Genomic DNA, 13,726 nt, shown 5'->3' on the forward strand with positions numbered 1-13,726 from the left:
GGGAATCTGCAGCAGGAGGGTCGTACACGCGTCGCGCGCCCCGGCAGGAGCCGGAACGCGCGCACCCAGGCTACCAGCGGCGGAGCAGGGCGGGCCAGGCGCTGTCCACAGGTGGGGGACCCCGTCCCTCCCCACCCCCTCGCGAGCTCGGGGCGGCCCCGGCGGGCCGAGCGACGAAGGCGACCCGTTGTCATGTTCTGCTAGCTCCACGTCGAGGCGACACCACGACCGGCGGATCACCCCGGTCACGGCCTCGACGATGACGTGACGTGCGCGATACGGGTGAACCCGCATCCCGTCGAGAAACCGGAGATCAGCATGGCCGTGCACCCCATCGGCGTACACGTGGGCACCGGAGCGGACGACGCACCCGTCCCCGGCCCGCTGGCCCGGGCGGCGGAGGTCGGCGCCGACGCGGTGCAGGTCTTCCTCGCCGATCCCCAGGGGTGGAAGGCGCCACCTCCCCGCCCCGATGCCGCGCAGCTGCGCGAGTCCGGCCTCGCGCTGTTCGTCCACGCCCCCTACGTGCTCAACGTGGCGACGACGAACAACCGCATCCGCATCCCCAGCCGGACGCTGCTGGGCAAGCACGCCCAGGCCGCGGCGGAGGTGGGCGCGCGCGGCCTCGTGGTCCACGGCGGGCACGTGCTGGCCGGCGACGACCCGGCTGTGGGCGTCGACAACTGGCGCAAGACGTTCGCCCGTCAGGCCGAGCAGGGCGGCTTCCCCGTGCCCGTGCTGATCGAGAACACCGCCGGGGGCGGCAACGCGATGGCCCGCGACCTGGACGCGCTCGGCCGGCTGTGGGAGGCCGTCGGCGAGTACGGGGCCGGCTTCGTCCTGGACACCTGCCACGGCTGGGCCGCCGGCTGGGACCTCGGCGCGGCCGTCGACGCCGTCCGCGCGGTGACGGGCCGGATCGACCTGGTCCACCTGAACAACAGCCGGGACGCCGCGGGCTCCGGACGCGACCGCCACGCGCCGCTCGACGGCGGGGAGATCTCCCGCGAGGTGCTGGTGGAGGTGGCGCGCGCTGCCGACTGCCCGGTGATCCTGGAGACCCCGGGCGACGCTGCGGCGCACGCGGCCGAAATCGGGCTGCTACGCGACGCGCTGGGCTGACCGGCGCAGCACGAACCGGTCGGGAGCGTGCTCCAGCGGCCCACCGGCCGGGTCGTCCACTCCGGGCCAGCTGGTGCGCACGACGTCCCGGTCCGGATCCAGCACGTCCCGCACGACCAGCGCCATGAGGACGACGACGGCCGCGTCGCGGACGGTCACCGCGAGGAGGAACCACTCGACGTCGATCCCCCGGTTCTCCGTGCCCAGGTACCAGAGCAGCCGGGGCACCCAGAGCAGCGCCTCGGTGGCCTGCCAGGCCAGCAGCGAGCGCCATCGGGGCCGGGCGAGCACGGCCAGGGGGAGCAGCCACAGGGAGTACTGCGGGCTCCACACCTTGTTGGTGAGCAGGAAGACCGCGACCAGCAGGAAGGCGATCTGGGCGACCCGCGGTCGCACTGGCGCGGCCAAGGTCAGCCATGCGACGGCCGCGAGCCCGGCCAGCAGCGCCACCGCGACGGCAGCGTTGAGCACCGTCGGGGTCTGCCCCTCGGCCAGCGGGCCGTCGAGCAGCTGGTCGCCGGCGACGTGCAGCGCCAGGTTCCACAGGGAGTCGGGATCGGCCGGCCGCGCGCTGTTCAGCCGGAAGAAGCGCGACCAGTTCTCCGGCGCCAGCACCGCGATCGGCACGTTGACCACCGCCCAGGCGAGCACGGCAGCCACCGCGGTGCGCAGCCATACCCGCAGCCGCCCCGACCGCAGGCAGAGCAGGAAGAGGACTGCCAACAGGAAGGCCGGGTAGAGCTTGGCGGCGGCACCCAGGCCGAGGAGGACGCCGGCGAGCACCGGGCGGCACCGGGCCCAGGCCCACATCCCCAGAGTGGCCAGCGCCACCGCGAACAGGTCCCAGTTGGTGAAGGCATGCACCACCAGCAGCGGGGACAGCCCGATCATCGCCGCATCCCACGGCCGGCGGCCGGCCAGCGCCAGAGTGGCCCGCACCACGAGCAGGGCACACGCGGTCAGCAGCAGACAGGTGACCACGTAGTAGCTCTGCACCGGGGGGACGGCGGGCAGCAGCCCGGACGCCGCCGCGGCCCGGTCGTAGCCGGCGGCGACGGTGGCGGCCAGCGCCATGAACCCACCGGTGAGCACGGGGTACTCGACGGCGGAGTCCAGGTAGGGCAGGGCGCCGTCGCCGAGCCCGTGCAGCCCGAACAGCGGCACCGTGTCCGAGTAGCAGAAGTGCGTGTACTGGACGGAGCCCGACCAGTCGCCGTCGGCGCACGGTGCCTGCTTCACCCAGGCCACGGCCAGCGCGAGCGTGGCGAACAGCAGGCACACGCGCAGCGGCGTCCAGAAGAGCGCACGGCCGGTGAGGGCGAAGCGGCCCCACGGGCCCCCGACGGCTTCGCTGGCCTGCCGGACCACCGGATCGGTCCAGGAGGGCACCACGCGATCCGGCGCTGACCCGCGCGGAGTTCCACGTGGAACGAGCACGGGCCCGTCCGCGGTGGCGGACGGGCCCGTGGGCGTGCTGCGCATGGCAGCAGTGTGCGTGATCGGTCAGTCGACCGGCGGCGGGACGACGGGGCCGGGCGTGCCTTCCCCGGTGCCGCCGGTCCCGCCGGTTCCCCCGGTTCCCCCGGTGCCGCCCGTTCCCCCGGTTCCCCCCGTGCCCCCGGTCCCGCCGGTCCCGCCCGTGCCGCCGGTTCCCCCGGTGCCGTCCGTGTCACCGGTGCCGTCCGTGCCACCGGTGCCGTCCGTGCCACCGGTGCCGTCCGTGCCACCGGTGCCGTCCGTGCCACCGGTGTCGCCGGTACTCGGCGTCGTGGTGGCCGGGGCGCTCGAGGTCGGTGCGCTCGGGGTCGACGTGGACGGCGGGGCCGCAGGGGTGTCCACCGGCGCGGGCGCCTCGGTCGTCGGCTCGGGAACGCCCTGACCGGTGTCGCCGGTGATGAGCGGCCGGTCGGGCAGGTCCTCCTCCGGGGTGCCGGCGTGCACCGCGTCCATGTAGTCCTGCCAGATGGCACCGGGCAGCCCCGCGCCGTAGATGATCTGGCCCTGGGTCGTCCGGATCGGCTCGCGGTACTCGGTGCCCATCCAGACCGCGGTGGAGACCGAGGGGGTGTAGCCGACCATCCAGGCGTCGGAGTTGTCCTCGCGGTTCAGCCCCTGCGTACCGGTCTTGCTGGCCACCTCCCGGCCACCGTCGAGCGACCGGCGGGAGTAGGAGGCGACGTCCTTCAGCGCGACGGTCACGTCGTTGACGACGTCGGCCGGCAGCACCTGCTCGCCGGGCGGTGGGGCGTTCTCCAGGAGCACGGTCCCCTCGCTGTCGGTGACCCGGGAGACGAAGTGCGCGTCCCGGAAGACGCCACCCGCCGCCAGCGTGGCGAAGCCCTGGGCCTGGTCGATCGGGCGCATCTCGTACTCGCCGATGCCGATAGAGGAGCCGGTCAGCCCGTCGGCGTTGGCCAGCGTCGTGTAGCCCTCGAGGTTGCCGCTCTCCCAGGTCTCGGGGAGGCCCGTGGCCGCGCGGATCGTCTCCCGAACGTTCTCCGGGCCGACCTCGTACGCCAGGCCGTAGAACGTGGTGTTCAGCGACCGGGTGATCGCCTCGGTGAGCGTGCAGGCCGCGCAGCTGGTGCCGCCGGAGTTGGTGACCGGCTGGCCCGGGCGGTCGGGGAAGGTCTGCGGCGAGCTGCCGTCGCGTCGCGCCCGGATGCCGATGCCCTGCTCCAGCGCCGTGGCCAGGACGTAGGGCTTCACCGACGAACCGGGCTGCCGCACGGCCTGCGCGAAGTCGGTCCCGACGCCGTTCTCGCCGCCGTAGTAGGCGATCACCCCACCGGTGCGGGGATCGATGGACACCAGGGCCGACCGGAGGTTGTCCGGCTGACCGTCCAGCGCCGCCCGCGCACTCGCGACGGCGGCATCCTGCGCCGGCTTGCTGATCGTGGTCGTGATCTGCAGACCGCCGGCGTTGATCTCCTGCTCGTCGTAACCGCGCGCCTGGAGCTCCCGCCGCACCTCCTTGACGATGTGGCCCTCCGGGCCCTCCGGGGTGCCGAGCGGGGAGTCGCCCCGGGGCAGCACCTCGGGGTAGACCGAGGCCGCCCGCTCCTCGGCCGTCAGCCAGCCCTCCTCGACCATCGCGTCGAGCACCAGGCCCCAGCGCTTCTGCGCGCCCTCGGGGTTCGTCTCGGGGTCGTTGCCGGAGGGGCTGCGGATCAGGACGGCGAGCACGGCGCCCTGCTGCGGGGTCAGCTCGGCCGCCGAGACGCCGAAGTAGGTGTTCGCCGCGGCCTCGATGCCGTAGGCGCCGCGGCCGTAGTAGATGGTGTTGAGGTAGTTCTCGAGGATCTGCTCCTTCGAGAAGTTGTTGTCCAGCTTGATCGCCAGGAACAGCTCCTGGAACTTGCGGCTGAACGTCTGGTCGGACGTCAGGAAGGCGTTCTTCACGTACTGCTGGGTGATCGTCGAGCCACCCTGCGTGGAGCCCCCGGTGAGGTTGTTCCACGCCGCGCGGACGATGCCGGTGAAGGAGATACCCGGGTCGGTGTAGAAGCTCCGGTTCTCCGCGGCGAGCACGGCGCGCTGAGCGGGCTCGGAGATCTGGTCCAGCGGCACGTTGGTGCGGTTCTCGTCACCCAGCCGCGCCATCTCCGTGACACCGTCGGCGTAGTGGATGACCGTGGTCTGCTTGGTGGAGACCGAGTCGGGGCTCGGCACCTCGGTGCTGGCATAGACCACACCGACGAAGACGCAGAGCAGCGCGAGCAGCCCACCCATCACCGCGGCGGTGATCTTCAGCCGGCGATTGCGGCGCTGCTTCGTGCTTCGGGACGCCTTGCCCTTGGCGGCCGGGCGGCCCGGGGGGCGTCCCGAGCCACCGCGCGAGGCCCCGGTCGCGCCGCGCGAGGAGCCGGCCCCGCCGCGCGAGGAGCCGGTGCCGCCACGCGACGCGGGAGGACGTCTTCCCGCGGGCGGTCGGCCGGAACCGCCACCCCCGCCGGTGCTGCGGGTACGGGCGGCCGGCGGCCGGCGCACCGAGCCGGCCCGCGGTGCGACGGGCGAGGTCTCGTCGTGGCTGGGCACGAGCGCACCCCTTCCTGGACTGTGGTGGGCGACGCCGGGCACCTGCCCGGACGCAGCGGTTCGTCTTCAGCTGTGGCAGCGGAGCAGGCCCGCCGCGTTGCGGGCCAGGTGGAGCACGTGGGACGGGGGTCCTGCCGACCGGCCCGTCACTGCTCGGGTGCCGCCCGGCGCCGGCCGCGGCGGGGCCGTCGGCCCGGCTCGGGCTCAGCTCCGAGGACGTACGAGCAGTCCAGGTGGTTCCAGCCGCAGCCGCGGCACACCTCGACCCGGTACACCGAGAACTCGTCCTGGGCGGCGTCCATGCGGGCGAGCTCGACCTCGGTCTTGGCCTGGCCGGCCACCGGCCCGAGGTGCTCGCCGTACACGTAGTTCACCAGGGTGAGACGTTCCCGTCGGCACACCGGGCAGGCGGTGTCGGTCGGCTCTCCGTGGTACTTGGCCGCCCGCGAGAGGTACGGACTGGCGTCGCACACCTCGAACAACCCGGTACGGCCCGCATGTACTCCCGCGAGGACGGCTCGCCGCTGCAGCGAGTAGTCCACGACGGAACGACGTCCGGGCACGGCGGCCAATGTACGCACCGGCCCCGCGTCCGTGGGACTGCCGAACACGGGTCTCACCTCGGGTCTCACCTCGGGTGACACACGCGCCCCACGGCTCCGGGGTGGAGCAGCAGGAACGCCCGATGTATCGTGCCGATACATCGACTGAAGGCGCGACCGGGGAGGGCGACGTGCTCGAGTTCGCCATCCTCGGCCTGCTGCACCAGGCCCCGATGCACGGGTACGAGCTGCGCAAGCAGCTCGCCGCGGTGCTCGGCGGGCTGCGCAGCATCTCCTACGGCTCGCTGTACCCCGCGCTGCGGCGGATGCAGGCGGCCGGGCTGATCTCCACCGACGAGCCCACGCCGCGTGCCCTGCTGCCGGCCGACGCACCGCCGCTGACCGGCCGGCGCGGGAAGGTGGTCTACACGATCACCGCGGAAGGCAAGGAGCGCTTCCACGAGCTGGTCAGCCAGACCGGCCCGGAGGCCTACGACGACGGTGGTCTCTTCGGCGTCCGCCTGGCCTTCTTCCGCCACACGGCGCGCGACGTCCGGCTGCGGATCCTCGAAGGCCGCCGGCGCACCGTGGAGCGGCAGCGGGAAGGGTTGCGGGCCTCGTTGGCCCGGACCCGCGAACGGCTCGACCGCTACACGCTCGAACTGCAGCGCCACGGTCTGGAGTCGGTGGACAGAGAGGTCCGCTGGCTCTCCGAGCTCATCGACAGCGAACGGGCGGAATCCGGCGACCGGCCGGGTCACCACTCGGGCGAGGACGACGGGCCGGCCGCTGCGGAGCACGTCCCGACCTAGCAACGGTCACTGCACCACCCAGCACCTATCGGCGGGCCAGCCCGCCTAGACAGCAACGGACCACACCTGGTCCGCGCCCAGGGGACCACCACGGTCCAGGAGTAAGGAGAGTCATGGGGTCAGTCAAGGTCGCCATCGTCGGCGTCGGTAACTGCGCCGCCTCGCTGGTGCAGGGCGTGCACTACTACCGCGACGCCGACGAGACCACGTCCGTCCCGGGCCTGATGCACGTCCGTTTCGGTGAGTACCACGTCTCCGACATCGAGTTCGTGGCCGCGTTCGACGTCGACGCCAAGAAGGTCGGCCGCGACCTCTCCGAGGCCATCGTCGCCAGCGAGAACAACACGATCAAGATCTGCGACGTCCCGCCGCTGGGCGTGACCGTGCAGCGCGGGACCACCCTCGACGGGCTCGGCAAGTACTACCGCGAGATGGTCGAGGAGTCCGACGAGCAGCCGGTCGACGTCGTCGCCGCCCTGCGCGAGTCCGGCGCGGACGTGCTCGTCTGCTACCTCCCCGTCGGGTCGCAGCAGGCCGCCGAGTTCTACGCGCAGGCCGCGCTCGACGCCGGCGTCGCGTTCGTCAACGCCCTGCCGGTGTTCATCGCCGGCACGAAGGAGTGGGCGGACAAGTTCACCGCCGCCGGTGTGCCGATCGTCGGCGACGACATCAAGAGCCAGGTCGGCGCCACCATCACCCACCGGGTGCTCGCCAAGCTCTTCGAGGACCGCGGCGTGCAGCTGGACCGCACGATGCAGCTCAACGTCGGCGGCAACATGGACTTCAAGAACATGCTCGAGCGCGAGCGACTGGAGTCCAAGAAGATCTCCAAGACCCAGGCCGTCACCAGCCAGGTCGACCGGGACATGGGCGTGGGCAACGTGCACATCGGCCCGTCGGACCACGTGCCGTGGCTGAGCGACCGCAAGTGGGCCTACGTCCGCCTCGAGGGCCGCGCGTTCGGCGACGTCCCGCTGAACCTGGAGTACAAGCTCGAGGTCTGGGACTCCCCGAACTCGGCCGGCATCATCATCGACGCCGTCCGCGCCGCGAAGATCGCCAAGGACCGCGGCATCGGCGGCCCGATCCTGTCGGCGTCCTCCTACTTCATGAAGAGCCCGCCGGTGCAGTACAGCGACAGCGAGGCCCGGGACGCCGTCGAGGCCTTCATCCGCGGCGACGTCGCGTAAGGACCTCCCTGCCCCCCACCGCTCGCTCCGCTCACGGCGGGGCCCTGCAGGGAGGCCGTTCCATACGGTCACCGGGCCCGCATCCCTCCGGGGATGCGGGCCCTGTCGAGTTTCCTGCCGGGGGGATGGGTGGCCCCCCTGCAGGGACCCGCCGCGAGGCTGCGAGTGGCGGGGGCGGGGCGGTCCCTTCACTACGCTTCCGTCATGCCTGCCCGCCCCCGCCTCGTCCCCCGAGCGAGCGCGGCGGGACTGGCACTCCTGATCCTCGCCGGGTGCACGACCGAGCCGCGGCAGGCCGGTGAGCCGGTCACCGAGGAGGACGCCGCCGTGCTGGCGGAGCTGCTGCACCGCAACCACGAGGAGGGCGGCGCGGATTTCGTCGTGACGGTGCCGTTCTCCGATGACGCGGTGCTCACGCTGACCGGCCAGATCGACTTCCAGCGCGCGGTCGGCCAGGTGCAGGCGGTGACCGAGGTCGACAGCGAGGACCGGGACACCCGCACCCTCTTCTTCGACCGCGACCACCTCTGGTCCGGTGACGTGCCGGGGCTGACCGAGGCGCTCGCCGCCGACGGCGCGCCGGCCGCGACCTACCTGCGCCGGCCCCTGTCGACGGAGCAGGCGGAACCGCCGCTGCTCGACGTGGTCATCCGGGTGCTGCAGAACCTCTCCGCGGAGCGCCCCGACGAGCCCGAGGACTTCCTGACCGGCCCGTACCAGTGGCACGGGGAGCAGGCGATCGACGGCCGGCCGACCACGGTGTACCGGCTCCGGGACGAGCGCACCGTCGCGGTCGACGACTCCGACCGGACGCTCGTTCAGTACCGGACGCCGCTGGCCGACGGCAGCATGGAGGTGACCGTCACGCTCGCGGAGCACGGGACCCGCCGGCTGGCGCTGCCCACGGCGGGGGAGACGGCAGCCGCGGCGGACCACCCGGAGATCGCCGAGGCGTTCGGCATCTGACCGGGCCGGCCGGGGCGGGGATCGTCACCGCCGGAAGACAGCGGGAAGGGGCGGCCTCTTCCCCAGACCGCCCCTTCCCGGGTCCCTTCCTACCAGACGGCGGCTGATCGCGCTGCCGGTGCGTGGCAGGTGGGGCGTCAGTTGACGGTGGGATCCGGCGTCGCCGACGAGAGCACCGCGAGGCGACCGGTCTGCCGTCCCACCACCCGGCGCCAGAGCTGCGGGCCCGAGAGGTCGCTGAGCACGTCACCGGGCCGGCTCGGGACGCAGGCCCACGCTCCCTCGGCGATCTCGTCGGCCAGCTGACCGGGTGACCAGCCCGCATAGCCGGCGAAGACCCGCAGCCCGCGCAGCCGGCCGACGAGCTCCTCGGGGTCGGTGTCGAGGTCGACGAGGTGCACGTCACCCGCCACGGGACGCAGGGCGGGCGCCACCACGTCGGCGGCCGCGGTCGCCAGGCACAGCGCCGTGTCGGTCTCGCACGGCCCGCCCACGTGGAAGACCCCGGGGGCGACGGCGAGATCGCACCAGCCCGGCAGCACGTCGCGGATCTCCACCTGGCTGGGCTGCCCCAGGACGACACCGAGCGTGCCGGTGTCGGAGTGGTCGAGGACGTAGACGACCGAGCCGGCGAACGTGGGTTCGGTCAACGCCGGCATCGCCACCAGGAGGGCGCCCGCCCGGACGTCGTCCAGGCAGCCGACCGACAGCTGGGGGACCGCAGCGGCACGACGGCGACCGGTCGCGGGCCGCGAGGGCGGACCGGACTCGGGCTCGGGCGGGGGAGGCACCGGCGACATCCTCCCCAGTGTGCCCCACCTCGACGCCGACGGTCGCTTCCCGGCCGCGCGGATGGCAGGGGACCGGCCGGCCCCCGCTTGCCTGCGAGGGGCGGGGAGCAGGCGGCCCCGTCCAGAGGCTCGCCGCGAGCTGCGAGCAGGGAGGAGGACGGCGGCCCCCTGCAGGGTCCCGCCGCGAGCCTCCGAGGGGCGGGGAGCAGGCGGCCCCGTCCAGAGGCTCGCCGCGAGCCTGCGAGCGGGGAGGGGGACGGCGGCCCCCTGCAGGGTCCCGCCGCGAGCCTGCGAGGGGCGGGGGGCAAGGGGTCCTTTCACTAGGGTGGCCGGGTGGCGGAGGCGGGGACGACCGTGCGGGGCGTCCTGGCGCGCCGGGACTTCCGGAGACTCCTGGGCACACGGTTGCTCTCGCAGTTCGGGGACGGCGTCTTCCAGGCCGCCCTCGCCGGCACGGTGCTGTTCAACCCCCAGCGCGCCGCCGACCCAGTCGACATCGCCGCCGGCTTCGCCGTCCTCCTGCTGCCGTACTCCTTCGTCGGGCCGTTCGCCGGCGTCTGGCTGGACCGCTGGAGCCGGCGCCAGGTCCTCCTCCTCGCCAACGTGCTGCGGGCGGGCCTCGTGGCGGTGGTGGCCGCGCTGGTGGTCGCCGGCGTCCAGGGAACGGGCTTCTACGTGGCCGGGCTCGCCGTCTTCTCGGTCAACCGGTTCGTGCTCGCGGCGCTCTCGGCCGGGCTCCCGCACACGGTCGACGACACGTCGCTGGTTCCGGCCAACGCCCTCTCGACGACGTCGGGCGCCGTGGCCACGGTGGTCGGGGGCGGGGCGGCCCTCGTCCTCCTCCAGCTGACCGGCTCCGACGACGCCGGGTACGCCACGGTGGCCCTGTCGGCGGCCCTGCCCTACCTCGCGGCAGCGACCGTCGTCGCCGGCTTCCGGCGGGGGTACCTGGGGCCCGACCACATGGCGCGTTCGGCCCGGCTGTCCGCGGCGCAGGTGCTGGCCGGCATGGTCGCCGGCGCCCGGCACGCCTGGCGGCACCGCCCGGCCGCCGCCGCGCTCACCGCGATCGGCCTGCACCGCGTCTGGTTCGGCCTGCTGACGCTGATGGCCCTGCTGCTCTACCGGAACACCTTCGTCGGCGAGACCGGCGCCTTCCCCGGCGGCCTGGTGGGGCTCGGGCAGGTCGTCGCCGCGATCGCCGTGGGCACGCTCACCGCCGCAGCCGTGACGCCGTCCGCCGTGCGGCGCATCGGCAAGCACCGGTGGATCGGGCTCCTGCTGACCGTCGGCGGAGCACTCCAGGTCGGCCTGGGCCTGCTGGTGCAGCCCCCGGCCGCCGTGGCGGCCGGGTTCGTCCTGGGCCTCCTGGGTCAGGGGGTGAAGATCTGCGTCGACACGACGCTGCAGGAGTCGATCGACGACGACCACCGGGGACGGGTCTTCTCCGTCTACGACACCGTGTTCAACGTCAGCTACGTCGCCGCGCTGCTGGCGGGGGCGTTCACCCTCCCGGCGTCCGGCGTCTCGCCTCCGCTGCTCGGCGTCATCGGCGCGGGCTACGTCGCCACCGCCCTGCTGCACGCGCGCATGGTCCGGCGCTGACCCGCCCGTCGCTCAGAGCTCGGGCACGCACGGTCCCCGGCCGAGCGCGGCCAGGCCGGTGCGGTCCCCGTCGGCGAACTCGGCCACCGCGCGCCGGGCCTCGGGGTACATGAGTTCCCGGTCGTCGTCCACGTGGGAGAGCCCCACCAGGTGCCCCAGCTCGTGCAGCACCACCGACCGGACGGCGGCGGCGCCCCCCGGTTCGGCCAGCAGGCGCGGTGCCTGGCCGGCGTCCAGGCTCACGGTGCCGGTGACGTACACCCGGGGTCCGTCGCCGAGGGAGACCGCGGTGCTCCCGGCGGCTCCGACCACGTCGCCGGCGAGGGTCGGGTCCTCTGCCTCGGTCTGCCAGCCGATCAGCACCGGCGCCCAGCGGTCCCCGTAGCGATCGGGCTGGAAGGGCGCCCGCTGCCCGCCCATCGGCTCGTCGGTGTAGCCGTCGAAGACGAACCGCAGACCGGTGACCTCGCTGATCCCGGTGACGGCGTCGTGCACCAGCTCCTCGGTGCCCGGCGGCGCTGCGGCCGGGCGCAGGACGTAGTGGATCTCGCGGCAGGGGTCGTAGGCGACCGGCGTCACCCCGTCCTCCTGCAGCGCCGCGTAGGCGTGCGCCCCGCCCGCTGCCGGCGGTGCCGGCGGACTACCCAACGGCGTCGTGGCCCCGGATGACGTAGGGCGGTCGGTCGGCCGCGCGGGGACGGCGGGGGCGGCCGTCCCCGGCGCGGGGAGGCCGTCCGCCGCCCAGGGCCACGCCGGAGGATCGGTCAGGGCGATCCCCGTCGCCACGGCGACGGCGACGAACGGCACGGCCCACCGGCCCCGGCGTCGCCGGCGGGGCGCCGGAGGGGGCGCGGGGGCCGGGCCGGCCAGCTCGTCGAGGACCCACTGCGGCGTCCGGCCGGTCGCGGAGGCCGGCAGCCGGGCGTCGTCGTCGGGGTGCTCGGGGTGCACACCGCTCATGTCGGCACCGTCGCGACCCTCCTGGAGCCGGCCCGCCCAGTCCGGGGGGTCAGCGCTGGCGTGCGGCCCACCACGCCCGGAGGGCCTCCTCGGCCTCCTCGCGGTCCAACGGCCCCCGCTCGAGCCGCAGGTCCTTGAGGAAGCGCCAGGCCGCCCCCACCTCGGGACCCGGCCCCAGGCCGAGGAGCTCCATGATGGCGTTGCCGTCGAGGTCGGGACGTACCCGCGCCAGGTCCTCCTGCGCGGCCAGTTCGGCGATCCGCTGCTCCAGCGAGTCGTAGGTCGCCGACAGCGCCGCGGCCCGCCGCTTGTTGCGGGTGGTCGAGTCCGACCGCACGAGCTTGTGCAGCCGGGGCAGGAGCTCTCCGGCGTCGGTGACGTACCGGCGGACGGCCGAGTCGGTCCACTGGCCGCCGCCGTACCCGTGGAAGCGCAGGTGCAGGAAGGTGAGCCGGGCGACGGCCTCGACGACGTCCTTGGGGTAGCGGAGCGCGGTCAGCCGCTTGCGGACCAGCTTGGCGCCGACCACTTCGTGGTGGTGGAAGGAGACCCGGCCGCGGTCCTCGTGCCGGCGGGTGGCCGGCTTGCCGATGTCGTGCAGCAGGGCGGCCAGCCGCAGCACCAGGTCGGGGGACTCGTGCGCCTCGTCGGCGAGCTCCAGGGCGATCGCCTGGTCCAGGACGGTCAGCGAGTGGGTGTAGACGTCCTTGTGCTGGTGGTGCTCGTCGATCTCCATCCGCAGGGCGGAGAGCTCCGGCAGGACGACGTCGGCCAGGCCCGCGGCGACGAACAGCTCCAGGGCGGCGCGCGGGGCGTCCTGCAGCAGCGTCTTGGAGAGCTCGGCCTGCACGCGCTCGGGGGTGATCCGGGCGAGCTCGCCGGCCAGCGAGGTCATCGCCGCGACGACCTCCTCGTCGGGGGCCAGCCCCAGCTGGGCCACGAACCGGACGGCCCGCAGCATGCGCAACGGGTCGTCGGCGAACGACTCGGTGGCGGCGCCGGGCGTGCGCAGCCGCTTCGCCAGCAGGTCACCCAGGCCGCCGAAGGGATCGGTCACCGTCCGGTCCGGGCCGAGCGAGACGGCCATCGCGTTCACCGTGAAGTCCCGCCGCGCCAGGTCGTCGGTGAGCGAGTTCCCCCAGGCGACCTCCGGGTTGCGTGACGTCCGGTCGTACCGGTCCGCGCGGTAGGTGGTGATCTCCACCCGGACCCCGCCGATGTCGGCGCCCACGGTCCCGAAGGCGATGCCGGTGTTCCACGTGGAACGGGCCCACCCGCGCAGCAGCTCGAGGATCTGTTCCGGACGCGCGTCGGTGGTGACGTCGAGATCACCCTGGCCCGCACCGACCTCACCGGCGCTGCCGGTACCAGCGGCCAGCAGGGCGTCGCGCACCGAGCCGCCGACCAGGTGCGCCTCGAAGCCGGCGGCGGCGAAGCGCTGCCCGAGCTCGATGAGCACGGGGGAGAGGTCCACGAGGGTGCGGACGGTCTCCTGGACGGCCGGGGGCACCGGTTCGGGCTCGGGGCGGCTCGGCGGGGTGGCGGACACGACGAGCCAGCGTAGTGCGGGCCCGGAAACGCCCCAGCCGGCTCCGCGCGGTCGACCGATGATCGTGGCCCCGCTGCAGGGTCCCGCCGCGAGCTCGCGAGCGGTGGGGGGCAGCGTGGTCCTTCTGCTCGCTGCGATGCTCCCGGAGCTG

At 74.0% G+C, this 13,726-nt stretch carries 11 protein-coding genes; 5 read left to right on the forward strand and 6 right to left on the reverse strand.

Features of this window, described 5'->3' with window-relative positions:
• The first annotated feature begins 318 nt into the window (after window positions 1-318).
• Window positions 319-1,122: a deoxyribonuclease IV gene (locus ACI79Q_RS13680; RefSeq protein WP_456613297.1), complete on the forward strand. Its 804-nt coding sequence runs from the start codon at window positions 319-321 to the stop codon at window positions 1,120-1,122.
• Here the strand turns inward: ACI79Q_RS13680 and ACI79Q_RS13685 are convergent.
• The 3 genes from ACI79Q_RS13685 to ACI79Q_RS13695 all read right to left on the reverse strand — a co-directional run bounded on the left by ACI79Q_RS13685 (window position 1,102) and on the right by ACI79Q_RS13695 (window position 5,723).
• Complete coding sequence (locus ACI79Q_RS13685; protein WP_456614847.1) at window positions 1,102-2,511, reverse strand: glycosyltransferase family 87 protein; 1,410 nt, start codon at window positions 2,509-2,511, stop codon at window positions 1,102-1,104. The two genes, ACI79Q_RS13680 and ACI79Q_RS13685, sit on opposite strands and share 21 nt — an antisense overlap.
• A gap of 114 nt (window positions 2,512-2,625) precedes the next feature.
• Window positions 2,626-5,160, reverse strand: a complete 2,535-nt coding sequence (locus ACI79Q_RS13690; protein ID WP_456614848.1) for a transglycosylase domain-containing protein — start codon at window positions 5,158-5,160, stop codon at window positions 2,626-2,628.
• A 146-nt stretch (window positions 5,161-5,306) separates the two neighbouring features.
• Window positions 5,307-5,723 carry a DUF5318 family protein gene (locus ACI79Q_RS13695; protein WP_456589613.1) on the reverse strand — a complete coding sequence of 139 codons (417 nt, stop codon included), beginning with the start codon at window positions 5,721-5,723 and terminating at the stop codon, window positions 5,307-5,309.
• A gap of 170 nt (window positions 5,724-5,893) precedes the next feature.
• Here ACI79Q_RS13695 and ACI79Q_RS13700 point away from each other — a divergent pair, with 170 nt between their 5' ends.
• The 3 genes from ACI79Q_RS13700 to ACI79Q_RS13710 all read left to right on the forward strand — a co-directional run bounded on the left by ACI79Q_RS13700 (window position 5,894) and on the right by ACI79Q_RS13710 (window position 8,670).
• On the forward strand, window positions 5,894-6,514 hold the full coding sequence (locus tag ACI79Q_RS13700; RefSeq protein ID WP_456589612.1) for a helix-turn-helix transcriptional regulator: 621 nt from the start codon (window positions 5,894-5,896) through the stop codon (window positions 6,512-6,514).
• A gap of 113 nt (window positions 6,515-6,627) precedes the next feature.
• On the forward strand, window positions 6,628-7,704 hold the full coding sequence (locus ACI79Q_RS13705) for an inositol-3-phosphate synthase (RefSeq protein ID WP_456589611.1): 1,077 nt from the start codon (window positions 6,628-6,630) through the stop codon (window positions 7,702-7,704).
• Between the two features lie 204 nt (window positions 7,705-7,908).
• Window positions 7,909-8,670 (forward strand): hypothetical protein, encoded by a 762-nt coding sequence (locus ACI79Q_RS13710; protein WP_456595996.1) that lies wholly within the window; start codon window positions 7,909-7,911, stop codon window positions 8,668-8,670.
• A 137-nt stretch (window positions 8,671-8,807) separates the two neighbouring features.
• Here the strand turns inward: ACI79Q_RS13710 and ACI79Q_RS13715 are convergent, their stop codons facing one another.
• Window positions 8,808-9,461, reverse strand: a complete 654-nt coding sequence (locus tag ACI79Q_RS13715; RefSeq protein ID WP_456589609.1) for a YqgE/AlgH family protein — start codon at window positions 9,459-9,461, stop codon at window positions 8,808-8,810.
• Between the two features lie 333 nt (window positions 9,462-9,794).
• Between ACI79Q_RS13715 and ACI79Q_RS13720 the strand changes: the two genes are divergently transcribed.
• Complete coding sequence (locus tag ACI79Q_RS13720) at window positions 9,795-11,066, forward strand: MFS transporter (protein WP_456614849.1); 1,272 nt, start codon at window positions 9,795-9,797, stop codon at window positions 11,064-11,066.
• Between the two features lie 12 nt (window positions 11,067-11,078).
• Here the strand turns inward: ACI79Q_RS13720 and ACI79Q_RS13725 are convergent, their stop codons facing one another.
• Entirely contained in the window at window positions 11,079-12,026 is a 948-nt protein-coding gene (locus ACI79Q_RS13725; RefSeq protein ID WP_456614850.1) for a matrixin family metalloprotease, read from the reverse strand.
• Window positions 12,027-12,075: 49 nt separating this feature from the next.
• Complete coding sequence (locus tag ACI79Q_RS13730) at window positions 12,076-13,575, reverse strand: CCA tRNA nucleotidyltransferase (protein ID WP_456614851.1); 1,500 nt, start codon at window positions 13,573-13,575, stop codon at window positions 12,076-12,078.
• Between the last annotated feature and the right edge of the window lie 151 nt (window positions 13,576-13,726).

The organism is Blastococcus sp. SYSU DS0828 (genome assembly GCF_054050975.1).

What these genes read in the sequence shown, in the direction of transcription:
- ACI79Q_RS13725 (WP_456614850.1), bottom strand. Translation starts at nt 12,026, where the DNA reads ATGAGCGGTGTGCACCCCGAGCACCCCGACGACGACGCCCGGCTGCCG.
- ACI79Q_RS13705 (WP_456589611.1), top strand. Translation starts at nt 6,628, where the DNA reads ATGGGGTCAGTCAAGGTCGCCATCGTCGGCGTCGGTAACTGCGCCGCC.
- ACI79Q_RS13680 (WP_456613297.1), top strand. Translation starts at nt 319, where the DNA reads ATGGCCGTGCACCCCATCGGCGTACACGTGGGCACCGGAGCGGACGAC.
- ACI79Q_RS13710 (WP_456595996.1), top strand. Translation starts at nt 7,909, where the DNA reads ATGCCTGCCCGCCCCCGCCTCGTCCCCCGAGCGAGCGCGGCGGGACTG.